A 25094-nucleotide genomic window follows, 5' to 3' on the forward strand; every position below is an offset into this window, starting at 1 on the left:
TTTGTGTGAGTTGCCGTTTGAGTTGCCGGATAAGACCCTCAAACAGGGATATATCTTTCATCCCGGCATAGATGTCCCGGGCACTCAGAAGGCTTCCTGGTTCAGTTCGGTTAGATCTTTAATCAGCTTATTCAATTTCTTATTGAAATGTTTCGCCTGCTTCGCCGAGAGGGTCTGACTGACGGCCAGCAGCATGGCCCCGAAGTTTTCGGTATTTTGCTGCAACTTGACCTTATATACCTCGGACTTGAGTTCATCCGGCCGGGTCATCAACAACGTCAGGCGCTCGGATAACAGCGCCCTGTCCTGGCGCTGTGCCAATGCCTGCTCGAATTGCCTGAGCCATTCATGGCGGTACTCCAGCCACATATCCAGTGTAGCCAATCTTTGGCTATTGTATTGATGAATAAGCGCTTGCTGCGCCTCGCTGACACTGCCGAGCCAATCGTCGAACTGCTCTGTCAGGCGCGCGTCCGAATCTGCCACCAGCTGAACCTGGGTCTTGCCGGCATATTCCTCAACCAGCTCCCGCTCGTCTTTCCTGAGGACGCCGATGATTTCCCCGACCTGCGCGTTGCTGAAGGAAGCCACCAAGGGCAAGAGATCCGGCAGGGCATATTCGAACAACCTGAACCAGTGCGCCTTGGCCTGGGCAATATGCCGGGCCCACATCTGAGGTGTCAGGGTGTGGTCATTGATGGCGGCGGTCAGGGACTCAAGTTGCACCGCATAACGGGCCAACTCTTCTTTTTGATGCCAGACGACAAACTTATCGACCAAGGCCTCGAACACCTTCTCCTGCTCGTCATTCAGGGTGACATAGTCTTCCACCTCCCACTCTATGGCCCAGTCGAGAAAGTGGTAGCTGAATTTAGTCGAACAGCCGACGAGCAGCAGGACACCGAGCAGCAAGGGGAAAAGTTTTTTCATCGACCAGGGATCCATCCAGGTATGCAATAAGACGTCGGCTAGCTTAGCCCAGCTGTGGAGCACAAAAAAACACTATTTTGTAACAAGATAGCAAAAGCTGTCGAACCAGGCCAGGTACGCCTGCCGTTGCTTGGCATCGACTTCCTGTCCCGCCAACAACAGGGCCCAGCAGGCGGCAAACACCCAATATATGTCTATGGCGCTCGCCAGGGCAGCCCCGGCAGCGGGCGTGAGATGAGGGTGCCCGGTCAAGTAATGGGCCGTCAGCCAATCGCGCTGTGCAACCGATAGTCCATGACTGGCCAGCACCCCAGCCAATTCGAACAGCGGATGGGAGGCACAGGCATATTCAAAGTCGATGCAGACCAACTGATTGTTGCGCAACAGCAGATTATGGGGATTGAGATCCCTATGACAATACTGGTGGCGCAACAGGCAAGCGTCGAGTCGCGCCAGCCAAGCATCAAGGTGCGGCGTCAGCGCCAGCAGCCGGCGGTGACGGGCCTGCCAATCCGCAGTCGGGGCAGCGACCGCCAGGCGTTGCAGCTTATGCCGGTATGCTTGCCACTGGCCCGCGACACTCATGTCGTTGGCCGGCAGCGGCAACGCTTGCAGCCGCTGCAACAAACCGAGCAGTTGCCCGGCGGCATCGGGCCGCAGCGGCTCACTGCGACCGTCTCCGCCCGCAGGCACGGCGGCCGCCAAGGCCTCCCAGGGGGGGGAGGCCTGCGCAATATATTCACTCAGGTAATACTGATGGTCGTCGCTGACCCACAGGAGCGCCGGTGCCAGGCCTCCTGACTCGGCCAGTCGCCAGTTGGCGACTTCCTCTGCCCTGTTACACAGGAAACTGGATGCCCGACTGTTGACCCTGAGCACCCAGGCCTGGGTCTGCAGTGCCTTGTTGCTCAATGCCCGGGTCTGCAGCAGGTAATTGCTGTTGCTCAGGCCCTGGCTCAGTACCTTAACCTCGCTAACCTGGCTCAGATAGCGGCGTGGCAAGGCGGCGAGCACCTCCACCGGTAAGCCGGAGACGGGCAAGCTCAGTGGCCCTGTACGGCCAGAGACTGGCTCTGACGTTGCCGCAGTGCACCGCGCCACAGGAAATAGCCCCCGACTGCCAGGCCGACATAGAAAACGAACAACAAGGAGGTCAGCATCAGGCCCTTGTTGAGGTAGAGGTAAATGGAGACGAGATCTATCACCACCCAGTAGAGCCAGTTCTCCAGTACCTTTTTCGCCACCAAATAGGTGGTCATCACGGCGAAACAGCTGGTCGCCGCATCGAGATAGGGAAAGGCCGCCTGGGTGTAGGTCGCCATCATGTGGCCCACACCCAGGGAGAGCAGCGCGGTTCCCGCAATCAGGCTCAGGTGCGTCTTCAGCGGCCAACTGCTGACCTCGACCCCGGCATGCTGCTCACCGCCCTGGCTCCAGAGCCAGTAGCCGTAGACCGCCATCAGCATGTAATAGATGTTGAGCACTGACTCCATCAGCAGGGCCACCTGCCAGAAAAGCACTGTGTAGATGGCCGTGCTGGCAAAGGCCGCTCCCCAGCACCAGACATTGGCCTTCATCGCCAGCAACAGGTAGGCCAGGGCCAATACCACGGCGAGCGCTTCCCAGGCGGTCATCAGCTGTACCTCGGCCGAAGCCGAGCTCAGGGTGTCGACCAGGCTTAACCAGAATTCTGTCATGCTGTCTCTCTATTTCTCGCTTATTTGTCTCTTACTTAGTCGCTTGCTTGTTTCTTACTTGGTCGCTTGCTTGTTTCTTAGCTTGTCCCTGGCCTTGAGCACAACAGCGACCTACTCGCTATGCGCCAAGTCGAGTTCACCGCCGATAAACTTACACACGAATACCGCCTTGCCCCACTTCTGGTGCGCCGCCGCCATCTCTTTGGCAAGCATGGCCATGACGTCCGGGTAATCGCCGCACACCTGGGTCGCCATGGCGTTGGTGACCCTCTCTATGTTGGGGTAGGCATCGACCCGGGCGATGAACCACCTTATGGGGTCCAGGTAATTGTCTTGCAGCGGGTACATGCTGATTTCTGCCGTGAGTTTCATCTCTATCTCCGGATTGCGTGCTTTACTTTGGCTTGTGCCGGAACCGGCACAAGCCTAGAGTCATTGGCCTTGTCGTCAACTGTGATGACCGCCAGCCCTACAGATAATCGTATCTGAAGCTGATCCCCAACTGCCTGGGATCACCGTAACGTATATATTGTTGTTGCGATGCCCAGCCCAGGTTGGGTTCGTTGCCGAAGAAGAAACCGCGCACCCCGTAGGCTTCATCTGTCAGGTTGCGGCCCCAGAGATACACGGACCAGCTGGGCGTTTGGTATCCGAGGCGGGCATTGACTAACCTATAGTCGTTCGAGACAGAGTCATTGCTGTCAGAATAGTAGAAGGCGTCCATCCCCGTCAGGTTCAGGTTGGCGAACCAGCCGGTGTCGCTATGCCAGGTGCCGCCCAACTGGTAATTATAGTTGGGGGCATGGGCGAGCTCACGCCCGGACAGATCGACCAGACCGCCATAACCATCGTCATAGCTGTATTGATCATATTTGGCCTTGAGCAAGCCAAGGGAGCCATAGAGCTCCAGATTGCTGCTCAGATACCAGGTGGCTTCGGCTTCCAGACCATAGTTGGTCGAGCTGCTGGCATTGGCCGTGTACAACCGGAAATCGCCGCTGTTGGGAATTTGCACCGAGGCATCGACCTGTTGATCTTGTCTGTCCATGTAGAACACGGATACCCGGCTGGCGAGTGCGCCATCGAACCAAGAGCCGCTGTGGCCCAGTTCATAGTTGTACAAGGTCTCTGAGTCGAAGTTGCGGTACTGGCTCAATGCCACCGGCAGATCCATGTTGAAGCCGCCCGACTTATAACCACGGGACACCTTGGCGTAAAGCATCTGATCCGATTCGAATTGATAGCTCACAGACACATGGCCGCCCCACAGGTTTTCCGAGGGCGAGAAACGGTTGTCGGCTTGCTTCGAATCATCCTGATAATCGCTCTGCCAATGCTCGAAACGCACACCGGCGGAATAGTGCCACTGGCCCAGGTAGGTATCCAGTTGGGCAAAGCCGGCCAGCTTAGTGGCGTTGTAATCGCTGTTGAGGTTGCTCACATCCAGGGGATCCGGACTGTAACGCTGCTCTATCTGTAACGCATTGCCTTCGGACAAGCGATTGTAATAGCCGCCGAACAACCAATCTGTGGTGCCGGCGAAAATCCGCCCTGCCTGGCTGGACAGCAATCTCAGCTCCTGGGTGAAATTCTGCCTGTCGGCGGTCTTGTCCCACCAATAATCATAGACACAGGGCGCACCATAACAGCTCAGCTTATCCCAGTATTCAGGGTTGGCCCAGTCGCCGTCGTAGGCCTGACGCTGCTTGGTGTCGGCAAAGCTGGTGCGTGACTCGAGTGACCAATTGTCATTGGCCTGCCAAGTCACTTTCAGGCCAGCGGCCGTGGTGTCCTGGGTATCGACACCGGGTCTGTCCGAGTAGGTCGTATCGCCGTTGCTGTCCAAGGACCAGGCATCATAGCCATTGTCAAAATTGCCCTGCAACAGGGTGAAATCCAGCTGCAGTGCATCCGTGGCGTACCAACGCAGTTTGGCCTTGGCCGACAGCTCGTCACGGGCATTGGTATCGTCGCGTCCCAGGTAGGCGTTGTCCATGAAACCATCTTCCTTATGGGAAGAAACAGACACCCGCCCAAGCAAGGTCTCGTCGGCATTCAAGGCGCCGCTGGCATACGCCCCGGCGCTCCAGAGAGCGTCTGTACCCAGGGTCAACTCGGCGCCGGCTTCCGTCACGGCGGTTGGCTCGGCACTCTTGAGGTAAATCGCCCCGGCCAATGCATTGCCCCCGAACAGGGTGCTCTGTGGGCCACGCAGTACTTCCACCTGCTCTATGTCAAACAGATTGGATGCCATGCCCAGGCCGGACAAGTCTATGTCATCGATGAAGAAGCCGACCGAAGAGTTGGGCGCGCCCTGGTATTCTTCCTGATCGCCGACACCGCGAATTTGGAAATACCTGGCCCTGGAGCTGCCGCCGGACCAGTTCATGTTGGGAATGGCATTGAGCACATCCTGGAAGTTTTGTCCGCCATCGTCCAGCAAGCGCTGGCGATCCAGCACGCTGAGACTCGCAGGTACGTCTTCGATGGAGGTGGCACGAAAGTCGGCGGTCACGACCATGACTTCCATTTTTTCTTCGGGAAGGGTTTCGGTGAGCGTGGCGGTTTGTGCCAGTGCGGCCGGAGACAAGGCGGCTAAGATAGCCAGTGACAGCACGGACTCGGGTTTCAGGGTAAACATAGGACCTCAAATATTCAGTTTGAGATCCGGCAAAGTGTAAGCGATTCAGAAGTGCGCAATTGACAGGCCCATTCCTACGCCGGTATTAGCCGGATCAGGTTCTAAGGGTTCATCGTTCGACATCTCAGTTCGGTGCTTGGCACAGAACACCCCTTGGCGCCGGCAAGTATACCCGAGTTAGGCAACAAGATGACAGGTTTGTATCACTTTGATGTGGAACTCATTGCGGCAAAAAACAAAACGCCGGCAAAGCGGCGTTTTTATCTTCAGTTGGCCGCCAATGACGGGGCCTGCCTCAGTTGGAGATGGCTTCCCTGACATAGACTTCGAAGGCGACCGCATTGGCATTGGGTGCCAGCGCATTGACCTGCAGCTGCTGTTTGCCATGCAGCTTGAGCGGCTTCCAGCTGCCGGCCTCCCCTTCCAGGCTATAACCGCCGGCATCGAACCAGGTGAACTTGTACTGCAAATGCAGATCTGTGCCGACCTTGCTGGCAACGACCGCCGAGCCTTGCAACAGCCCGGCCTGCAGCCTGCTGCCGGCATGCTCGACCGCCACCTGGCGGGCCAGGCCGGCATTGTCTACCCTGACGTCGCCAGCGGAATTCACTGCGACCCCGGCGGTATGGGGGGCACAGGCGCTTAAGCCAACCAAGGCGGATGTCACCATGGCCGCCAATAACAGATGTGTCGCTTTCATCTCTACTCTCCCTGTTTGCTTAACTTGCTCGATACACTAGTCGACCAGGAAGTGAGCCCTGGCGGTAGCGATCAACTGTTTGCGGTTGGTCTGCCAACAGTTGATGTTGACGTTGGCGACCCTGCGTCCCTGACGGGTGATGCGGCATTCGGCGAAGGTATCCTTATGATAGCCGGCCCTCAGGTAGTCGATGGAGAAATCCACCACCTTAGGCACCTTGGAGGTCTGCATGAACACCATCAGCTGGACTATCGCCGACATCTCCATGAACCCGGCTATCACCCCGCCGTGGATCGCCGGCAACACGGGATTGCCTATGTTGTCGTCCTTGGCCGGCAATTTAAACACCAGCTCATCACCGAAACGCTCCACCGCCATGCCGACAAACTTGGCATAGGGCACATGCTCCAGCAGGTGACCGAAGTCGTTCAGCTCAGTGGCGCGTTTGACTATGCCCTTGACGTCCAGCGGGCCTTTCACATCCAGGGAAGTATGGGGCTGGGTCACGCTGGCCTCGTTGGCCTGGCCCTTGTCGCCATCCTTGCCCATCAGGGCCTTGCGAAACTCGTCGCCGACCATCTCAGGGCTGATGCGCATGAAGGACCCCACGGCATGGGCTATGGGATCGTCTATGCTGTCCTGGTAGGCGATCGCCCGGGTGAAGGCGATGCTGGAGGCCAGCTTATAGCATTCGGCGAACGCATAGACAGGCTTGTTGGGCTCGGCCGGTTTCATATAGTCGACCCGCAAGTCCAGGGTCGGCGAGATCTCCAGCGAGGCAAACTTGTCGAAGATGGCACACACCACGGCGCTGCCACAGGCGGTGTCCATCAGGGTGGTAATCACACCACCGTGGATCACCCCGGTATCTGGGTAACCTATCAATTCTTGGCTGTAGGGCAACTCGATCAACACATGATGCTCGCTGGCCTCATGCACCGTCAGCCCCAGACGCCGGCACTGGGCCAGCTGGTTGACGAAACGCCCCGCCAGCTGGGTCAGGGGAAAAAAGTCCGGGTTGACCTTCATAGACGCTGGCTCAGCATGGGGCCAAGCGGTGCGCCACCGAGCAGGTGCATGTGAATGTGATACACCTCCTGGCCACCGTGACTGTTGCAGTTCATTATCAGCCGATAGCCATCCTCGGCTATGCCTGCCTCGGCGGCCAACTTGGCCGCCACTGTGACCATGCGCCCCAGCGCCAGTTCATCCGATGCCTTGACATCGTTGGCGGTGGCGATCAAATGGTTGGGGACTATCAATATGTGGAGCGGCGCTTTGGGGAAGATGTCACGAAATGCGGTGACCAATTCATCCTGATACAGGATATCGGCCGGGATCTCACGACGAATAATTTTACTGAAAATGGTTTCTTCTGCCATGGGTCATTCCTCCTTGGGGCAACTTGGCTAGTATACTCGTAATTCAACACTTTGTGACGCGCCAATTGCAGCCAACGCCGTTTTTTGGCAGCATGTGGGCCACTGGCTCAAGCCGTATTCTAACAATAGCCGCTCAGGACAACAGATGATTAACTACCGGATAATTCCGCTGGACCCCAACGCCCATCTCTTTCAGGTCGAAATGACCCTGCTCAAACCCAACCCGGTACAACAGCTGTCGCTGCCGGCCTGGTTGCCCGGCAGCTATATGGTGCGGGACTTTGCCAAAAACATCATAGATCTGCAGGCAAAGGATGAGAAAGATAACAGCCTGACGCTGGAACAGCTGGATAAACAGACCTGGGCAGTGCTGGGCAATGGCCACGAGCTGCACCTGAGCTACAGGGTATATGCCTGGGACCTGTCGGTACGCACCGCCCACCTGGACAGCCGTCATGGTTTCTTCAACGGCAGCAGTGTGTTCCTGGCGGCCAAGGGCTTCGAGGCCAGTGAGCATAAGCTGGAGATCTGCGCCCCCGACGGCGAGCGCTTCACCTCCTGGCGCCTGGCCACCGCCATGACGCGCGCCTCGGGCGACGACTTCGCTTTCGGTAGCTTCACTGCCGCCAGCTATGATGAGCTGATAGATCATCCGGTGGAAATGGGTGATTTCAGCCTCGGCAGTTTCGAGGCCGGCGGCGTGCGCCACGACGTGGTGCTCAACGGCCGCCACCTATGCTGCATGGAACGCCTATGCCAGGATCTCAAGGCCATCTGCGACTATCAGGTAGCCCTGTTCGGCACCCCAGCCCCCTTCGAGCGCTACCTCTTCATGACCACAGTGCTGGACAATGGCTTCGGCGGCCTGGAGCATAGGGCCTCCACCGCGCTCATGTGTTCGCGCAAAGATCTGCCGCTGTCCATGACGGCAGAAGTCAACAAGGACTATCGCACTTACCTGTCGCTATGCAGCCATGAATATTTCCACAGTTGGAACGTCAAGCGCATCAAACCCGCGGCATTCGTGCCCTACAAACTGGACAGCGAGAGCTATACCGAGCAGCTCTGGGCCTACGAAGGCATCACCTCCTATTACGATGACTTCCTCACCTTCAGGGCCGGGCTGGTCGATGAGGCGAGCTACCTGGAGATGCTCAGCCAGACCATGACCCGGGTGCAGCGCAGCCGCGGCCGCTTCATCCAGAGCCTCAAGGACTCGAGCTTCAACGCCTGGACCAAGTTCTACAAGCAAGATGAGAATGCCGACAACGCCATCATCAGCTATTACACCAAGGGCGCCCTGTTTGCCCTGTACCTGGACTTGACCCTGCGTCTCGAGACCCAGGGGCAATACAACCTGGACCACCTGATGCGGGCCCTGTGGCAGGAGTTCGGCCTGACGGGCCGCGGCACGGACAACGACAGCCACCAGCGCATAGTCGAGCGTCTGCTCGGTCGCAACTGTGACGACATCTTCAGCTTCCTCAGCCGCACCGACGACATCCCCCTGGCCCCCTTGCTGGCGCAATTCGGGGTGGCCCTCAACCTCAGGGCCAGCAGCGGCCAACAGGATCTTGGCGGCGCCGCCCCAACGGGGCTCAAGCTGAGCCTGGGTGCCAAGTTCAAGGCCGAGACAATGGGGCTGAGACTCACCAGCGTGAGCCAGGGCGGCGCCGCCCACCGGGCGGGACTCAGTGCCGGCGACTTGTTGCTCGCCGCCGACAACTTGCAGGTGACCGCCCAGTTCGAGCAATTGCTGCAGAACTATCATGAAGGCGAGACCCTGACGCTGCACTGGTTCAGACGCGACGAGCTGATGACAGGCGAACTGCCGCTGCTGGCCGCGCCGTTGGATACAGTGTCACTGAGCATCACCCAGGCGGAACTCGCCGCCCGCTGGTTAACACGCTAACCAGCGCGCCATATCGGAAGGCCCGGCATGGCCGCCGCGCCATGGCACAGTTCCATGGCATGACGGCCATGCCGTAAACCCGTTCCTGCACACATAAAAAAGGGAGGCTTTCGCCTCCCAAACACACTTCAAACCTGGTTAACCTTATTAGCTTGCCTTCAGCGCCGCGATGCGCTTCTCCAGTGGCGGATGGCTCATCAGCATCTCGGCCATGGAACGTTTGCCGTTGATGCCGAATGCCGCCATCTGCGCCGGCATGGCGCCGCTCTCGGGCCCCTGACGCAGGCGCTCCAGCGCCGCTATCATCTTGTTCTTGCCTGCCAGGCGCGCCGCACCTGCATCGGCCTTGAACTCACGCACCCTGGAGAAATAGGCCACTATGATGGACGCCAGGATCCCCAGCAGCATGTCCAGCACGAACACCACAGCCATGTAAGCGAACATGCCCAGGCCTTCGCCTTCTTCATCGTTGCTGGCGACGAAGTTGTTGATTATGCCGGCAACAACCCGGGCGGCGAAGATCACGAAGGTATTGACCACGCCCTGGATCAGGGTCAGGGTCACCATATCGCCGTTGGCGACGTGGCTGACCTCATGGGCCAACACACCTTCAATTTCATCCTGGCTCATGCCGTAGAGCAAGCCTGTGCTCACGGCCACCAAGGCATTGTCTTTGCTTGGGCCTGTGGCGAAGGCATTCATCTCGGGCGATTGATACACAGCCACTTCCGGCATCTTGATGCCGGACTGCTTGGCCTGACGCGCCACAGTGTCCAGCAACCAACGCTCGGTATTGTCCCTCGGGCTGGTGATGACCTCACAGCCCATGGTCTTCTTGGCCATCCACTTGGAAATTGCCAGGCTGATGAAGGCGCCACCGAAACCGAAAATAGCCGCAAACACCAACAGGCCCGTCATGCTGGAAGTATTCACCCCAAGCAGGGACATCACAATAGAGGCCACCAGCAACACAGCCAGGTTGGTCCCTACCAACAATAATATACGCTTCATTCGAGCTCCTTAACGGCAACGAGATGCCAATACATGTTCTTGCAAGACATAATATGTCAGAACCAAATAAATTCAAGAGGCAGAAGATAAATATTTGTTCATCTGGGATAAATCGGTTACCCCAACGCTACCCGGGCAATGATGTGTTAAGCCTGTGTCGATTGGCTGGGATCTTTGTTAGCATAAGCAGATACCTCCCTTACAGGACATAAGAATGACAATCAACACCTTACTCATCAGCAGCTCCCGGGTGGGCGACACCCCCTACCTGGCCCACGCCATCCCCTTTATCAAGCCCCTGACCGCCAAGGCCCAGAAATGGGTATTCATCCCCTACGCAGGTGTCAGCATGAGCTACGACGCTTATCTGGCCAAAGTGGTCAGCGGCCTGAGCGAACTGCGCCTGGACATCTCTGGCATACATCAGCATGCGGATCCGCGTCAGGCACTGCTGGACGCCGACGGCATAATGGTCGGTGGCGGCAACACCTTCCACCTGTTGCATGAGTTGTATCGCTACGATTTGCTGCACCTGATCCGTGAGCAGGTCGCCAACGGCAAGCCCTACATAGGCTGGAGCGCAGGCTCGAACATCGCCGGCCTGAGCATACGCACCACCAACGACATGCCCATCATAGAGCCGCCGTCCTTCACCGCCCTGGGACTGGTGCCCTTCCAGCTGAACCCACATTACAGCAACTTCCAGCCGCCGGGACACAATGGCGAGACCCGCGCCCAACGCTTGTTGGAATTCACCCTGGTGGATCCGCTCACGCCTGTGGTCGGCATCCAGGAAGGCACGGCGCTGTGGCGCCAGGGCGATAAGTTATCCCTCATAGGCGACAAGCAAGGGGTGCTCTTCTGCGGCCAGCAACAGGAAATCCCCATTCCGGTCGGCAGCGATCTGTCGCACATGCTGAAGGCGAAATAACCACGCCCAAGCCAGCGGGCGGCTTAATCGCCGCCAAGTGTCCGGCTCAGAAGTTCATGGTGACGTTCAAGCCCGGCCCATCCTTGTCGCATAGCGCATTGTACGTTTAGTTGAAGATGCCTGCCGGCAATCGCATCGGCATTGGAGTTCAAGCTCCTTGTCTCTCTAGGCTCGGTGGCGCACCAGTGCCATTTGGGAAATGGATGGCTGTCAGCTTTATTTGTTTATTTCTTGAACATCAGATTTCCTTGTTCAAGTCATTGCATTGAAATACTGGATGTTCACACGATTGATTTTTTAGTCCCTGTCTAACATTGCGCGTTTGCACGGGAAACTATCAGCTCAATACGCACCCAAATCCCCTTTCTCTGGTCACGGCTAATTGTGATTTGCCAGCGCCTCCAGGCTGAGGAATTCGGCGGCCCTGGCCGGGTTGGCTTCCTCCAGGAAGGGGATGCAGCCAAGCATGGGCGCACTCATGATCTCCTTCAGGCTGTCGAGATTTTCCTCGAACATGCTCATCTCAGGGTCGACACAGTTGGCGACCCAGCCGGCGATCTCCAGGCCGTCGGCCAGTATCGCTTCCTGGGTCAGCAAGGCATGGTTGAGACAACCGAGCTTCATGCCGACCACCAAGATCACAGGGATAGACAGGCTCTGCACCAGCTCCGACAGGTAACGTCCCTGCCCCAGTGGCAAGCGCCAGCCACCGGCGCCTTCTATCAGGCAGAAATCGGCCTCGGCGAAGGCGGCTAAATCCAGCTGCGCCAACACCCCCTCTGGGCTCAGGGCCCCCCCCACCTTGGCCGCCGCTATATGCGGCGCTATGGCGGGTTCGAAGGCTATGGGATTGATCTGCCCGTACGTCAGCTTGACTGACGAGGCCGCCAGCAGCTGCAAGGCATCGCTGTTTCTCAGCCCGGCCGGTGTTAACATGCAACCAGAGGCTATGGGTTTGATCCCCAGGGTCGACATGGGCCGGTCCGTCTCGGACATTAGCCCTTTCGCCGCCAACAGGAGTGCCGAGCTCACCAGGGTCTTGCCGCTGTCGGTGTCTGTGCCTGCGACGAAGTACATCATATTAAGGCTCCAAGCGCCGGGCGCGGATCTGCGCTATGTGATAGGTCAAGGGCAAGCCTTGGGGGGTGCGCAGCGCTTCTGCCGCAGCCACCAGCCTGAGCCAGTCCCGGCGGCCGCGCAGCCCTTTTGCTGTGCCGGTCGCTGTACTGCCCGCTGGGCTGGCCGGGAGTCTGGCCTGGGAGTTAATGTTCTCGGCTGTGCCCTGCGGCGTTGGTGTCACATGAATAGAGGCCCCTACCCCCTTGATGGAATACAAGAGGCTCCTCAGATCCGGGAAGTAGACTGTCATGGGGACCAACTCGGCCGAGAGCACTTGCCACCGTGCCCTCTCTGAGCCTGGACCTGAGTCTGAACCAGTGCCATTGCCAGAGCCACAACCAGTGCCTGAGTCAGTGCATGGGCCAGAGCCGGGCGCACGCTCGAAGGCGCCGCGCAGCGCCGGCAGTGATCGGAAGCCATTGACCGCCAAACCGAGTTGACTGAGTTCGAACAGGCTGTCTTGCGCCACCAGGCTCAGATGAAACTCACCATCGGGGCGCAGCACCCGCGCCGCTTCCGCTACCGCTTGGGGAAAATCCGCACACCATTGCAACGCCAGGTTGGAATAGAGGCAATCGAAGCTGGCATCCTGGAAGGGCAGTCGCTGGGCGTCGCCCGCTACCGCAATGTAATCCGGATAAGATAGCGCCAAGGTTTCGAGCATGCCCTGGGCGATATCCAGGGCAAAGACTTGGGCACTGCCCGGAAAATCCGTGCCGGGTCCGGCGCCTATGTCGAGCAATCTGCCCTTGGGGCTGAAATGGCTCAACAGCGAACGGGCGCTGAGACGCTGCAACACATCGTGTTGCTTGTAGCGCCTGGCGGCGGCAGAAAAACGCGCGCCGACCTGCACCAGGCCGCCATCCGTTGCCCCCCTGTTTTGTGGACAAGTATTTTGTGGGCAAGTGTCTTGTGAACAAGTGTCCTGTGAACCCGTGTCTCGTGAATAAGTCTCTCGCTTCATACCTTGATTCATATCTTGCTGCAAAATGTTGGGCTGGTGCCCGGACTATGACTTGGGGCCACCTGCCTGGGTCAGCACCTGTGACAGCGCCGCGACACAGAATTCTATGTCCGCCCGGGTATGGCGGGCACTCAGGGTCAGCCGCAGCCGCGCAGAGCCGGCCGGCACAGTCGGCGGACGAATGGCGCCGACCCAGAGGCCGAGTTCGCGCAGCGCCTGGGCCACAGCCATGGTCTTGGTCGCATCCCCTATGATCACCGGCTGGATGGCGGTAGCCGACGCCAGCAGCGGCACCTTGGCCTCCCGGCATAGCCGGGTGAAGCAGCCGATGTTCTCCGTGAGTCCGGCCAGCAGCTGCGGATTATCCAGGGCAAAGCGGCTCGCCGCCAGCGCCAATGCCGCATTGGCGGGCGACAGGGCGGTGGAGTATATGTATTCACGGGCGTTGCTCACCAGGAAATCGATCAGCTCCCGGCTGCCGAGCACGGCCGCGCCCTGGCAGCCCAGGGCCTTGCCGAAGGTGATCACCTGCACGTCGACTCCGGCGGCATCAGCCTCTTGGCATAAGGCGTTCGCGCCCAGCCCCTGCTCACCCAGTACGCCGAAACCATGGGCGTCATCGACGATCAGCCAGCTGCCATGCTGCCGACATAGGGCAGACAACTCGGCCAAGGGGGCGATGTCGCCATCCATGCTGAACACACTTTCGGTGATCAGCGCCGCCGCCCCATGCCGGGCCAGCAAGCGCCCGGCGCCCTCTGTCGAATTATGCAGGAAGCGCTTCAGGGTCGCGCCGCTGTCCCTGAGGCCGTCGATCACCGAGGCATGCACCAGCTTGTCGGCCAGTACAGTGTCTTGGGCATCGAACAATGTCTTCATCAGGGCGCCGTTGGCACTGAAACCCGAACAAAACAGCAGCGCCGCCTCATGGCCGGTGAGCACACACAAGTGTTGCTCCAGCGCCTGGTGGGCCTCGCTGTAGCCCGTAACCAAAGGCGAAGCGCCGCTGCCGACGCCATAGCGTTTGGCCGCCAGATGCAAGGCATCGGCCAGCGCCGGCTCCAGGGACAAGCCAAGATAGTCGTTACTGCTGAAGTTGAGAAAGGACTTGCCCTCGAGCACGAAGCGCGGGCCGGCGCATGCCTGAGGCTGCGCCGGGGGCGATACCGCCAACGCCTGGCGGCGGCGCAGCAATCCCTGGGATGCCAGGGCGTACTGGCGGGCGGCTATCTTTGCCGTCAGTGGGCTCATCGACCGGCTCTTGAACAGGCTATCGCGGCATACATAGGGCGCAGATCACAGCGCCGCGGCGTCGTAGAATTGCGCCTCGGCCTTGTCCTGATGCGCGGCGGCCTTGGCCAGCAGCGCCTCTTCGGCTTCCAGGCTGTCCAGCGCCGGATTGCTGCTCCTGGCTTGCTCGGGACGCAGGCCCAAGCGGCGGAACAGGCTCATATCATCGTTTTCTTCCGGATTGGGGGTGGTCAGCAACTTGCAGCCGTAGAAAATCGAGTTGGCGCCGGCGAAGAAACACATGGCCTGCAGCTCATCGCTCATGCTTTCACGCCCCGCCGACAAGCGCACCCGCGACTTGGGCATCAGGATGCGGGCCACGGCTATGGTGCGGACGAATTCCAATGGATCCAGATCGTCAAGCTTCTCGAACGGGGTACCAGCCACCTTCACCAGCATGTTGATCGGTACTGAGTCCGGATGTTGTGGCAGGTTGGCCAGCTGTTGCAACAAACCCGCCCTGTCGGTGGCCTGTTCGCCCATGCCGACTATGCCGCCGGAGCAGACTTTCATGCCGGAGGCGCGCACATTGCTCAGGGTATCCAGGCGGTTCTGGTAGGTACGAGTGGTGATCACATCGCCATAGTATTCCGGCGAGGTATCCAGGTTATGGTTGTAATAGTCCAGGCCGGCACCGGCCAGCTCGTTGGCCTGCTCGGGTGACAGCATGCCCAGGGTCATGCAGGTTTCCATGCCCAGCGCCTTGACTTCCTGCACCATCTGCTTGAGATAAGGCATGTCTTTTTCTTTCGGGTTACGCCAGGCGGCGCCCATGCAGAAGCGTGACGCCCCGGCGGCCTTGGCGCTGCGGGCCTCGGTCAACACGGTTTCCATCGCCAGCAGACGTTCTTTTTCCAGGCCGGTATCGTATCTGGCGCTCTGGGGGCAATACTTGCAATCCTCGGGGCAGGCACCCGTCTTGATCGACAACAAACGGCTGATCTGCACCTCGTTGGGATCGTACACCTCACGGTGGATGCTGTGTGCCTTAAAGAGAAGATCATTCATTGGCAACGCAAATAACGCTTCTATTTCAGCGCGTTTCCAATCGTGGCGAACCTGCAATGACGACATGGTGTTTACCTTAATTTTCTGTTTTATCTTGGCTAGCATACCTTGAGGCCTTAAACTGTCAACGCCAACCAGTGTTTCACCTTTACTAATGATTAAAAATTAGGCGGAAATGTGAGCAAGCATCCCCAAGACAAGATAGATTTCGACTTCGACCGGCAGCATATCTGGCATCCTTATACCTCCATGACCCAGGCCCTGCCTGTGTTCGGCGTGAGTTCGGCCAAGGGGTGTGAACTCACGCTCGAGGATGGCCGCACCCTGATCGACGGCACCAGTTCCTGGTGGGCCTGCGTCCACGGCTATGGCCAGGAGCAGATACTGGCGGCCATGCAAGCCCAGCTTTCCCGCCTCAGTCATGTGATGTTTGGTGGCATCACCCACCAGCCGGCGGTGGAACTGTCGAAGAAACTCATCGCCATGACCTGCGAGCCGCTCACCAAGGTATTCCTGTGCGATTCGGGCTCGATCGCCGTCGAAGTGGCACTCAAGATGGCGCTGCAATACTGGCAGGGCCGCGGCCAACCCGCAAAGCAGCGCATTCTTACGGTCAAACATGGCTACCACGGCGATACCTTCGCCGCCATGAGTGTCTGCGATCCCGAAGGCGGCATGCATGCCATGTTCGGCCAGGCCGTCACCCAACAGCTATTCGCCCCCGCACCCCAGACCCCGTTCGGCGAGCCGCTGCGCAGCGATGATCTCCATGCCATGCGGGCCCTGATGGCCGAACAGCATCACAGCATAGCGGCGGTGATCCTCGAGCCTGTGTTGCAGGGTGCCGGCGGCATGCGCTGCTATGCGCCCGAGTATCTGGTCGAATTGCGGGCCCTGTGTGATGAATTCGATATCCTCTTGGTCCTGGATGAAATAGCCACTGGCTTCGGCCGTACCGGCAAGCTGTTCGCCTATGAACACGCTGGCATAGCCCCGGATCTCCTCTGCCTTGGCAAGGCCCTGACCGGCGGTTATATCAGCCTGGCCGCGACCCTGTGCAGCGACGAAGTGGCGGCCGGCATAAGCGACTCCCCCGCCGGGGTCTTCATGCATGGCCCGACCTTCATGGGCAATCCCCTGGCCTGCGCCGCCGCCTGCGCCAGCCTGGAGTTGATCAACACGAATCGATGGCAGGCGCAGGTGAGCCGAATCGAGGCCCAGCTCAAGGCCGAGCTGGCCGAGGCCGCCGACTATCCGGCAGTGAAGCAAGTGCGGGTGCTGGGCGCCATGGGGGTGCTGGAGATGCACCAAGCGGTAAACACCGCCCGATTGCAGCAGCAATTCGTCGATCTCGGCGTGTGGATCCGCCCCTTCGCCAACCTCATCTATATCATGCCGCCCTACGTCATAGATGAGGCGCAGCTGAGCCGACTGACCGCGGCGATGAAGCATGTCGCCCAGGCGTTGACGGCCAATGCCGGACAAGGCACTGAGCAAAGCACTGAGCAAGGCGCCGGTTTTATCAGCCACGGCTAGCCGCCAAGCAAAAAGCACCAACCATGGCGGGTGCTTTTCAGTGTCTAATGCGCTGTTTCACCAGGCTGTTTCACCAGACAGTTGTGCCAGATAATATCCCTGCTATTTCACCAGGCTGGAGATCAGCGCCCGCAGCGCCGCCGGCTTGATCATCTTGGCCATGTAATGATAGCCGCGGCGTTCCACGTCTTCGATAAGCTCCTTGCGGGTATTGGCCGTGATGAGAATACCGGGCAAATGCTGGCCATAGAGGCCACGTATGCCGTCCATGGCATCGACACCGTTCTGATCTTCGTCCAGATGATAGTCCGCCAGCACTATGTCCGGCGCCAGTCCCTTGAGCCCCAGCTTGATGCGCGCATCGGCCAGATCTTTGGCACAGACCACCTCACACTGCCAGCGGCTGAGCAGGCTCTCCAGCCCGGCGAGGATCGTCTCCTCGTTGTCGATGCAGAGCACCTTCACCCCGGCCAGAGGTTGCAACAGGGAAGACACTGCCTTGGGCTGAGCCAGGCTGACGCCCTGCCCCATGGGCACGCTCAGCAGCGGCACCCGGATCCAGAATACCGACCCCTTGCCCAGGATGGACGACACCCCTATGCTATGCTCCAGCACCTTGCTGATCCTATCCGCAATCGCCAGCCCCAGCCCCAAGCCACTGACGCTGTTGCTCTTGGGGTTATTCAGCCGCTTGAACTCCTTGAAGATTTCATGCACTTCCCCGGCATCGATACCACAGCCCGTGTCCAGTACCTGAATTTCCAGCTCGCTGCCACGGCGCCGACAACCCATCAGCACCCTGCTGCCCCTGGCATAACGATAGGCATTGGTCAGGAAGTTCTGCAGTACCCGCCTGAGCAAGGAGGGATCCGAGTTGACCGTCATGCCGGAGCCCATCATACAAAAGTCGATGTGATTGTCCTTGGCCATAGCCTCGAATTCCACCGCCAGGCCGTTGAGCAGCTCGGCGATGGCGAAATCCCGCCGGTTAACCTGCACCATGCCGGAGTCCAGCTTGGAGATATCCAGCAAGTCGGTCAGCAGCTCGCCGGCAATCTTCAATGAGCTGTTGACATGGGACAGCGTGGTTCTGGCCTCCAGATCCAGGTTGGCGTATTGGGACAGGGACGCGGTGAAGAGTCGCGCCGCATTCAGCGGCTGCATCAGATCATGACCCACGGCAGCGAGGAAACGGCTCTTGGAGGCGTTGGCCATTTCCTCCTGGGTCTTGGCCTCCAGCAGCTGGCTGTTGAGCAGCGCCAGCTCATAGGTGCGCTCCCTGACCCGGCTCTCCAGGGTCTCGTTGGCCTCCAGCAGGGCTTTTTCCTGTTGCCGATACTGGGTGATATCTGTGAAGGTCATCACGAAACCACCATCCGGCATGGGGTTGCCCTGGATCTTGATCACCTTGCCATCCCGGCGATGGCGCTCCGAGGTATGGGGGGTGCCGTTGCGCATGTGTTGCACCCGAGTCGCCACCTGCTCCTCTATCTCGCCCTCACCGCAATAGCCACGGGCGGCGTTGAAACGTATCACCTCGCTGATGGGCATACCCTGCTGCAGGAAATGCTCGGGATATTGATACAGTTCGACGTATTTGTAGTTCCAGGCGACCAGGTTCAGATCTTTGTCTATCACGCTCATGCCTTCGTAGGCGTGTTCTATGGCGCCGCGCAACATGTCCTGGCTGAGCATGATCTTGGACGAGGCCTCGTCCACCAGGCTGAAGACTTCATCCAGCGCCAGATCCCGGCCCCGCAATACCGAGTCCATCACCAGCGCCGCACTGGACGCGCCTAGCACCCCGGCCAACATATGTTCTGTGTGGGCGACCAGCTCGGGCGACGCCGCCCTATGGCCGCTCTCTGGCTTTACCGTCTCGGGGGAGAAACGGTTGAAGCTCTCATAGGCGCGGTTGGGGCTGACGAAACGACTCGCCAACAGCAGGAGATCTTGCTGGGAGATGGGGCCATGCTTCTTATGCTTGTCCGTGTCCTTCTTCAGCCTGCCAGGGGTGACGAAGGCACTGGCCTGGATGCGCTCGGCCACCCCGGCCCTGAACCAGACGGAGCCGAGCACATAGCAGGATAAATTGGCGAACAGGGCCGTCAGCGCATCGCGCACATTAGGGGTGATGGAGTCGAGCAGCGCCACCCCGGACAACATGCCGGCATTGTGATCCAGCCCCTGCAGCAAGATGTAGCCCCAGAGCCCGAAGCCGGCGCCCAGGCCGAGAAATACCCCGGCACGGTTGCCATGCTTCCAGTAAAGGCCGCCGATCAATGCCGGCGCCAACTGGGCAAAGGCGCCGAATGACAGCAAGCCAAGGTGCGACAACGAGTCGCTGTCCACCAGGCTGAGGTAACTGCCATAGCCCAGGGCGAGTATGATGATGATCGCCAGTCGCCTGGCGTTGAGCAGCAAGGATGAAAACTGGCTGAAGTTCTGCTCCCGTATCTGCCCGGTACGCAGCAGCATGGGCACCAGCCACTCGTTGCTGACCATCACGCTTATGGTCACCACCGCCACCAGCACCATGCCTGTGGCGGCAGACAAGGTGCCGAGCAGCGCCACCACGGCCAACAGGGGTTGATCCAATGCCAGCGGCAGGTTGATCACATAGGTATCGGCGGCCACAGAGTTGCCCAGCAGCAGTTTGCCGGCCAAGGCCAATGGCGCCACGAACAGGCCGAACAGCAGCAGATACAAGGGGAAAATCCACCTCGCCTTGGTCAACATGGCTTCTTCGGCGCACTCGACCACCATCACATGGAACTGGCGCGGCATGCAGAGAAAGGCCGCCATGCCCACCAACAGCTCAGGCATCAAGGCGCTGAGCTTCACCCCTGAATGGTCGAGCATGGCTTGCTGGCTCGCCTGCTGCCAGATGTCACCGAAGCCATCGAACACCCCGAAGCTGATGACTAAGCCTATCAGCAGAAAGGCCGCCAGCTTGACCACAGACTCGAAGGCGATGGCCAGCATCATCCCAGGGTTATGTTCGGTGGCATCCAGCTTGCGGGTGCCGAAGAGAATGGCGAATATCGCCAGCAGCGCCGTGATGATCAGCGGCACTGTCACCCCGTCGAGTGGCGCGTCCTGGGGCTGAAACAGGTTGAGGCTGAACACCATGGCCTTCAGCTGCAGCGCTATGTAGGGCATGATGCCAAACAAGGCGATCAGCGTGACCAGCGCCGCCAGCAGCTGCGACTTGCCATAACGGGCGGCGATGAAGTCGGCCACTGAGGTGATGTTCTGCGCCTTGGAGACGATCACCATCTTGCGCAGCATGCCGAACCCCAGGCTGAACACCAGAATGGGGCCGACAAAGATAGGCAGGAATGACCAGAGATCCTGCGCCGACTGGCCGACCGTGCCGAGAAAACTCCAGGAGGAACAATAGACAGCCAGGCTCAGGCCATAGATCCATACCTGCAGCTTTCTGGTGATGTTGCTGAACCAGCGCTCGGCGCCCCAGGCCAGCAGGAATAAGAGCGACACATAACAGAGGGCGATAATGGCCACTATCAGGGTTAAATTCATCTAATTCTCTTTTCTGGTTAATTCATTGCCGCTGCATACTCAGTTGATGCTAAAGTGTTAAAAGCCGCATCCTAGCCTGCCAGATTATAGGGTGCAACAGGTTAAATACTAAGGATATTTTTACACTAGACCAAGGTCTAATGGAGTGACCACAACAGGCGCCCCATACTCATATAACGCAATTTCTTAACTGGGAAGCCCTATGAGCACGCAGTCTCTCTATAAAGTCCCCGGCGATATCGCTGCCAATGCACTTATCAATAACGAACAATATAAAAAGATGTACCAGGAGTCGATCGTTAATCCCGATGGATTCTGGCGCGAGCAGGGCAAACGCATCGACTGGATCAAGCCCTACACCAAGATCAAACAGACCTCATTCGATGACAAAGACCTGTCGATCAACTGGTTCTATGACGGCACACTCAACGCCTCGGCCAATTGCCTCGACCGCCACTTAGCCGATGGCAGCGATAAAATCGCCATCATCTGGGAAGGCGACGACGCCAGGGATCAACGCACCCTCACCTATGGGCAGCTGCATGACCAGGTATGCAGGTTCGCCAACGTGCTGCGCAGCCAAGGGGTATGCCGCGGTGATGTCGTCACCATTTATATGCCCATGGTGCCTGAGACCGCCGTTGCCATGTTGGCCTGCGCCCGCATCGGCGCCATACATTCTGTGGTCTTCGGCGGCTTCTCGCCCGATTCCATCGCCTCGCGGGTCAACGATGGCCAGTCCAGGGTGATCATCACCGCCGACGAAGGGGTTCGTGGCGGGCGCAGCATTCCGCTCAAGCATAACGTCGACCTGGCCCTGGAGCACCCGGATGTCCAGTGCGTCGAAAAAGTCATAGTGCTGAAACGCACCGGCAGCGACATCTACTGGGTAGAAGGCAGGGATATCTGGTGGCATAGCCTGATGGAACTCGCCTCTGAGCATTGCCCGCCGGAAGAGATGGGCGCCGAAGATCCCCTGTTCCTGCTCTATACCTCGGGCTCAACCGGTAACCCCAAAGGCGTGTTGCACACCACGGGCGGTTATCTGGTGTATGCCGCCATGAGCCATGAATATGTGTTCGATTACAAGCCAGGCGAAGTCTATTGGTGCACCGCAGATGTGGGCTGGATCACCGGCCATTCCTACATGGTCTACGGCCCCTTTGCCAATGGCGCCACTGTACTGATGCACGAAGGTGTGCCCAACTACCCCAGTCCGGCCCGTTTGGGGGAGATGATCGACAGGCATAAGGTCAACATACTCTATACGGCACCGACTCTGGTGCGCGCCCTGATGGCCGAAGGCAAGGAGCATTTCGAAGAATACGATGGCAGTTCGCTGCGCATCATGGGCTCGGTCGGCGAGCCTATCAATCCAGAGGCCTGGCGCTGGTATCATGAGGTCATAGGACATGAACACTGCCCCATAGTGGATACCTGGTGGCAAACCGAAACCGGCGGCATATTGATCACCCCGCTGCCGGGCGCGACAGACACCAAGCCGGGTTCTGCGACCCGCCCCTTCTTCGGCGTGAAGCCGGCACTGGTGGATAATCAGGGCAACATACTCGAAGGTGCCAACGAAGGTAACCTGGTGCTGCTCGACTCCTGGCCTGGGCAGATGCGCACCATATATGGCGATCACGACAGATTCGTGTTGACCTACTTCAAGACCTTCCGCGGCATGTATTTTACCGGCGACGGGGCGCGGCGCGACGAGGACGGTTACTACTGGATCACGGGACGGGTGGATGATGTGATCAACGTCTCGGGTCACAGGCTGGGCACGGCGGAAGTTGAGAGCGCCCTGGTCGCCCATGAGAAGGTCGCCGAGGCAGCTGTAGTTGGCTATCCCCATGATATTAAAGGTCAAGGCATCTACGCCTATGTCACCCTGATCCACGACACAGAGCCAAGCGAAGAGCTGCGCCAAGAGTTGCGTCAATGGGTACGCAAGGAAATAGGCGCCTTGGCGACCCCGGATCTCATTCAGTGGGCCAGCGGCCTGCCCAAGACACGTTCGGGCAAGATAATGCGCCGTTTCCTGCGCAAGATCGCCGCCAACGAAGTGACCAATCTCGGCGATGCCTCGACCCTGGCGGATCCCGCGGTGATAGATACGCTGATCGAGTCCCGCCTAAATCGCAGCGAATAGCCTGGAGCGCTGCAGTTAAACCTTGTTTATCACCCTAAGCTTGGCCCCTCCCCGTGAGGGGCTTTTTTTCATCCCAATTCTCGACAGCCAGGTTTTATTCTGCGCCTGTGCAGGCCTGTGCTAGAGTAGCGCCATCCAATTCTTACCAGCAACGACTCCATCAGCGTGAAGCTCAGAGACTATCAACGAGACGCCGTCGATGCCGCGGTGCGGCATTTCAAAGCCAGCCAAGACTCGGCCGTCATAGTATTGCCAACCGGCGCCGGCAAGAGCCTGGTGATCGCCGAACTGGCGCGGATCGCCAAGGGACGGGTGTTGGTACTCACCCATGTGAAAGAGCTGGTCGCGCAGAATGCCGATAAAGTCGGCTTGTTAACCGACGAGGCCAGCATTTATTCCGCCGGGCTGAAACAAAAATCGGCCAAGGGCAAGACAGTCGTCGCCAGCGTACAATCGGCGGCGCGCTCGCCACAGAAGTTCGACAGCCCCTTCTCGCTGGTCATCATAGACGAATGCCATAGGGTCAGTGGCGATAAAGACAGTCAATATCAGCTGCTGCTGCAACACTTACGCAAGCAAAACCCGGGCCTCAGGCTTCTGGGCCTGACCGCTACCCCCTATCGCTTGGGCCTGGGGTGGATCTATCGCTTCCACTACCATGGCAGAGTGGGCAACATGGACAAGAGTGTGTTCGAGCACTGCATCTTCGAGCTACCGCTCAGGCCACTGATAAAACAAGGTTTCCTGACTCCGCCTAAGCTATTCGATGGCCTCAGCGCCCAATATGATTTCAACCAGTTGAAACCCGGCGAGAACGGCGAATATCGCGAGGCCGAAGTCAACAGCCTGCTGGGGCATTATGGCCGGGCAACCACAGAGATAGTCAAGCAGCTGATAGCACTCGGCAAGCAACGTCAGGGGGTGATCATCTTCGCCGCGACGGTCAGGCATGCCCAGGAGATCATGACCCTATTGGGAACCGAGTCGGCGGCACTGCTCACCGCCGATACCCCCCACAAGGAGCGGGATGAGCTCATAGGCCAGTTCAAGCAGCGGCAAATCAAGTTTCTGGTCAATGTCGCCGTGCTGACCACGGGCTTCGATGCCCCCCACGTCGATCTCATCGCCATATTGCGTCCCACCGCCTCCGTCAGCCTGTTTCAGCAGATGGTAGGTCGGGGCCTGCGCATCGCCGCCAACAAGTCAGAGTGCCTGGTGATTGACTACGCCGCCAACGGCTATGATCTGTATTTTCCCGAAGTGGGCCAGAGCAAACCCAACAGCAAGTCGGTACCGGTGCAAGTTCACTGCCCTGTGTGCGACTTTGCCAATATCTTCTGGGGTCTGGTGGATGAGGATGGCGATATCGTCGAACATTTCGGGCGTCGCTGCCAGGCTCTGATTGAAGCGCGGGGACAAAGATACCAGTGCGATTTTCGTTTCAGAGCCAAAGCCTGCCCGGATTGCGGTGAAGAGAACGATATCGCCGCCCGTATCTGCCACCACTGCGGCTCGACCCTGATAGATCCGGACACCCGCCTCAGGCAGGTCCTGAGTCAACAACATCATCACCTGTTTCGCTGCCAGGACATGCTGCTCTTCGCCGAAGAAGGCAAGTTGAAGGTGCAATACCTGGATGATGAGGGTAACGATTTTGTCCGCCGCTTCATGATGCAAACCCAGGCGCAGCGTCGTGCCTTGTATGCACTCTTCCTGCTGCCTCATAGCCGGACTCCCGGGATTAAATCACCCAATTATCAAACCCCTGAGGCGATAGTGCAGGATGCCGCCAGCTTCAAGAGGCCGGATCTGCTGTTACTGAAGAAGCACAAGCTGGGCTGGGATCTCCTGGAAACATTTTTCGATTACCAGGGACGCTATCGTACACCCAATAACCTGTAGCTATGATTATGAATTCCGCAGAGCCTATGGTATAAAGCCTGTGTTACTTTTCAAAGGAGCTAATATGTTTGTTGTTATTTTTGGTCGCCCTGGCTGCCCTTACTGCGTACGTGCGGTACAACTATCTGAGCAACTGGTTGAACAGCGTGATGATTTCAAGTTCAAGTATGTCGACATCCATGCTGAAGGGATCACTAAGGCAGATCTGGAGAAGACAGTTGGCAAGCCGGTAGAAACCGTGCCGCAGATCTTCATCGATGAGAAACATGTTGGCGGTTGTACCGATTTCGAACAATATGTCAGAGAGAATGAGCTGCTGGCTTTCGCCTAACCAGCCAATGCTTATCGATGACAGTAAAGAGGAGACCCTGAG

General features: G+C 58.5%; 20 protein-coding genes and 1 riboswitch. Of the genes, 6 read left to right on the forward strand and 14 right to left on the reverse strand.

Going from position 1 to position 25094, the window contains the following annotated elements; genetic code table 11:
- Positions 1-84 precede the first annotated feature (84 nt).
- From HC757_RS03685 to hinT, 8 genes are all read right to left on the reverse strand, one after another.
- On the reverse strand, positions 85-930 hold the full coding sequence (locus tag HC757_RS03685; RefSeq protein WP_169562958.1) for a DUF6279 family lipoprotein: 846 nt from the start codon (positions 928-930) through the stop codon (positions 85-87).
- Between the two features lie 72 nt (positions 931-1002).
- The gene (locus tag HC757_RS03690) at positions 1003-1971 is read right to left on the reverse strand and encodes a phosphotransferase (RefSeq protein ID WP_169562959.1); all 969 of its coding nucleotides are present in this window, start codon (positions 1969-1971) and stop codon (positions 1003-1005) included.
- 2 nt (positions 1972-1973) lie between these two features.
- A complete protein-coding gene (gene pnuC, locus HC757_RS03695; RefSeq protein WP_169562960.1) occupies positions 1974-2627 on the reverse strand; it encodes a nicotinamide riboside transporter PnuC in 654 nt (217 codons plus the stop codon).
- Between the two features lie 111 nt (positions 2628-2738).
- Positions 2739-2999 (reverse strand): hypothetical protein, encoded by a 261-nt coding sequence (locus HC757_RS03700; protein ID WP_169562961.1) that lies wholly within the window; start codon positions 2997-2999, stop codon positions 2739-2741.
- A 97-nt stretch (positions 3000-3096) separates the two neighbouring features.
- A complete protein-coding gene (locus HC757_RS03705; protein ID WP_169562962.1) occupies positions 3097-5268 on the reverse strand; it encodes a TonB-dependent receptor in 2172 nt (723 codons plus the stop codon).
- Between the two features lie 54 nt (positions 5269-5322).
- Positions 5323-5432, reverse strand: a riboswitch (TPP riboswitch).
- A 131-nt stretch (positions 5433-5563) separates the two neighbouring features.
- Positions 5564-5968, reverse strand: a complete 405-nt coding sequence (locus HC757_RS03710; RefSeq protein WP_169562963.1) for a YcfL family putative periplasmic lipoprotein — start codon at positions 5966-5968, stop codon at positions 5564-5566.
- Between the two features lie 36 nt (positions 5969-6004).
- Complete coding sequence (locus tag HC757_RS19175) at positions 6005-6997, reverse strand: PaaI family thioesterase (RefSeq protein WP_169562964.1); 993 nt, start codon at positions 6995-6997, stop codon at positions 6005-6007.
- Positions 6994-7350 (reverse strand): purine nucleoside phosphoramidase, encoded by a 357-nt coding sequence (hinT, locus tag HC757_RS03720; RefSeq protein ID WP_169562965.1) that lies wholly within the window; start codon positions 7348-7350, stop codon positions 6994-6996. The genes HC757_RS19175 and hinT overlap by 4 nt, the downstream gene beginning before the upstream one ends.
- A 145-nt stretch (positions 7351-7495) precedes the next feature.
- Between hinT and HC757_RS03725 the strand changes: the two genes are divergently transcribed.
- A complete protein-coding gene (locus tag HC757_RS03725; protein ID WP_169562966.1) occupies positions 7496-9262 on the forward strand; it encodes a M61 family metallopeptidase in 1767 nt (588 codons plus the stop codon).
- A 147-nt stretch (positions 9263-9409) separates the two neighbouring features.
- Here HC757_RS03725 and htpX read toward each other — a convergent pair whose 3' ends face one another.
- A complete protein-coding gene (gene htpX, locus HC757_RS03730; RefSeq protein WP_169562967.1) occupies positions 9410-10273 on the reverse strand; it encodes a protease HtpX in 864 nt (287 codons plus the stop codon).
- Between the two features lie 214 nt (positions 10274-10487).
- Here htpX and pepE point away from each other — a divergent pair, with 214 nt between their 5' ends.
- Positions 10488-11204, forward strand: a complete 717-nt coding sequence (gene pepE / locus HC757_RS03735) for a dipeptidase PepE (RefSeq protein ID WP_169562968.1) — start codon at positions 10488-10490, stop codon at positions 11202-11204.
- 378 nt (positions 11205-11582) lie between these two features.
- On the opposite strand, the gene bioD is transcribed toward pepE, so the two are convergent.
- The 4 genes from bioD to bioB are packed head-to-tail and all read right to left on the reverse strand — an operon-like array spanning position 11583 to position 15651.
- Positions 11583-12281, reverse strand: a complete 699-nt coding sequence (bioD, locus tag HC757_RS03740) for a dethiobiotin synthase (RefSeq protein WP_169563326.1) — start codon at positions 12279-12281, stop codon at positions 11583-11585.
- 4 nt (positions 12282-12285) lie between these two features.
- Positions 12286-13287 (reverse strand): methyltransferase domain-containing protein, encoded by a 1002-nt coding sequence (locus HC757_RS03745; RefSeq protein ID WP_169562969.1) that lies wholly within the window; start codon positions 13285-13287, stop codon positions 12286-12288.
- Between the two features lie 45 nt (positions 13288-13332).
- Positions 13333-14538, reverse strand: a complete 1206-nt coding sequence (locus tag HC757_RS03750) for an aminotransferase class I/II-fold pyridoxal phosphate-dependent enzyme (protein ID WP_169562970.1) — start codon at positions 14536-14538, stop codon at positions 13333-13335.
- Positions 14539-14583: 45 nt separating this feature from the next.
- The gene (gene bioB, locus HC757_RS03755; protein WP_169562971.1) at positions 14584-15651 is read right to left on the reverse strand and encodes a biotin synthase BioB; all 1068 of its coding nucleotides are present in this window, start codon (positions 15649-15651) and stop codon (positions 14584-14586) included.
- Positions 15652-15762: 111 nt separating this feature from the next.
- Here bioB and bioA point away from each other — a divergent pair, with 111 nt between their 5' ends.
- Positions 15763-17121: an adenosylmethionine--8-amino-7-oxononanoate transaminase gene (bioA, locus tag HC757_RS03760; protein ID WP_169562972.1), complete on the forward strand. Its 1359-nt coding sequence runs from the start codon at positions 15763-15765 to the stop codon at positions 17119-17121.
- Between the two features lie 102 nt (positions 17122-17223).
- On the opposite strand, the gene HC757_RS03765 is transcribed toward bioA, so the two are convergent.
- The gene (locus HC757_RS03765; protein ID WP_169562973.1) at positions 17224-20664 is read right to left on the reverse strand and encodes a hybrid sensor histidine kinase/response regulator; all 3441 of its coding nucleotides are present in this window, start codon (positions 20662-20664) and stop codon (positions 17224-17226) included.
- A gap of 202 nt (positions 20665-20866) precedes the next feature.
- Between HC757_RS03765 and acs the strand changes: the two genes are divergently transcribed.
- The 3 genes from acs (at position 20867) to HC757_RS03780 (ending at position 25052) form a co-directional block, all read left to right on the forward strand.
- Positions 20867-22819 (forward strand): acetate--CoA ligase, encoded by a 1953-nt coding sequence (gene acs / locus HC757_RS03770; RefSeq protein WP_169562974.1) that lies wholly within the window; start codon positions 20867-20869, stop codon positions 22817-22819.
- Between the two features lie 159 nt (positions 22820-22978).
- Positions 22979-24721, forward strand: coding sequence for a DNA repair helicase RadD (radD, locus tag HC757_RS03775; protein ID WP_169563327.1), 1743 nt, complete (start codon positions 22979-22981; stop codon positions 24719-24721).
- Positions 24722-24785: 64 nt separating this feature from the next.
- Positions 24786-25052 (forward strand): GrxA family glutaredoxin, encoded by a 267-nt coding sequence (locus HC757_RS03780; RefSeq protein WP_169562975.1) that lies wholly within the window; start codon positions 24786-24788, stop codon positions 25050-25052.
- Positions 25053-25094 lie beyond the last annotated feature (42 nt).

Source organism: Shewanella salipaludis (assembly GCF_012911865.1).
Lineage (GTDB): Bacteria > Pseudomonadota > Gammaproteobacteria > Enterobacterales > Shewanellaceae > Shewanella > Shewanella salipaludis.

Excerpts from the sequence above, each read along its gene's own strand:
- HC757_RS03685 (WP_169562958.1), bottom strand. The coding sequence starts at position 930 with ATGAAAAAACTTTTCCCCTTGCTGCTCGGTGTCCTGCTGCTCGTCGGC.
- pnuC (WP_169562960.1), bottom strand. The coding sequence starts at position 2,627 with ATGACAGAATTCTGGTTAAGCCTGGTCGACACCCTGAGCTCGGCTTCG.
- HC757_RS03700 (WP_169562961.1), bottom strand. The coding sequence starts at position 2,999 with ATGAAACTCACGGCAGAAATCAGCATGTACCCGCTGCAAGACAATTAC.
- HC757_RS03705 (WP_169562962.1), bottom strand. The coding sequence starts at position 5,268 with ATGTTTACCCTGAAACCCGAGTCCGTGCTGTCACTGGCTATCTTAGCC.
- HC757_RS03710 (WP_169562963.1), bottom strand. The coding sequence starts at position 5,968 with ATGAAAGCGACACATCTGTTATTGGCGGCCATGGTGACATCCGCCTTG.
- HC757_RS19175 (WP_169562964.1), bottom strand. The coding sequence starts at position 6,997 with ATGAAGGTCAACCCGGACTTTTTTCCCCTGACCCAGCTGGCGGGGCGT.
- hinT (WP_169562965.1), bottom strand. The coding sequence starts at position 7,350 with ATGGCAGAAGAAACCATTTTCAGTAAAATTATTCGTCGTGAGATCCCG.
- HC757_RS03725 (WP_169562966.1), top strand. The coding sequence starts at position 7,496 with ATGATTAACTACCGGATAATTCCGCTGGACCCCAACGCCCATCTCTTT.
- htpX (WP_169562967.1), bottom strand. The coding sequence starts at position 10,273 with ATGAAGCGTATATTATTGTTGGTAGGGACCAACCTGGCTGTGTTGCTG.
- pepE (WP_169562968.1), top strand. The coding sequence starts at position 10,488 with ATGACAATCAACACCTTACTCATCAGCAGCTCCCGGGTGGGCGACACC.
- bioD (WP_169563326.1), bottom strand. The coding sequence starts at position 12,281 with ATGTACTTCGTCGCAGGCACAGACACCGACAGCGGCAAGACCCTGGTG.
- HC757_RS03745 (WP_169562969.1), bottom strand. The coding sequence starts at position 13,287 with ATGAAGCGAGAGACTTATTCACGAGACACGGGTTCACAGGACACTTGT.
- HC757_RS03750 (WP_169562970.1), bottom strand. The coding sequence starts at position 14,538 with ATGAGCCCACTGACGGCAAAGATAGCCGCCCGCCAGTACGCCCTGGCA.
- bioB (WP_169562971.1), bottom strand. The coding sequence starts at position 15,651 with ATGTCGTCATTGCAGGTTCGCCACGATTGGAAACGCGCTGAAATAGAA.
- HC757_RS03765 (WP_169562973.1), bottom strand. The coding sequence starts at position 20,664 with ATGAATTTAACCCTGATAGTGGCCATTATCGCCCTCTGTTATGTGTCG.
- acs (WP_169562974.1), top strand. The coding sequence starts at position 20,867 with ATGAGCACGCAGTCTCTCTATAAAGTCCCCGGCGATATCGCTGCCAAT.
- HC757_RS03780 (WP_169562975.1), top strand. The coding sequence starts at position 24,786 with ATGTTTGTTGTTATTTTTGGTCGCCCTGGCTGCCCTTACTGCGTACGT.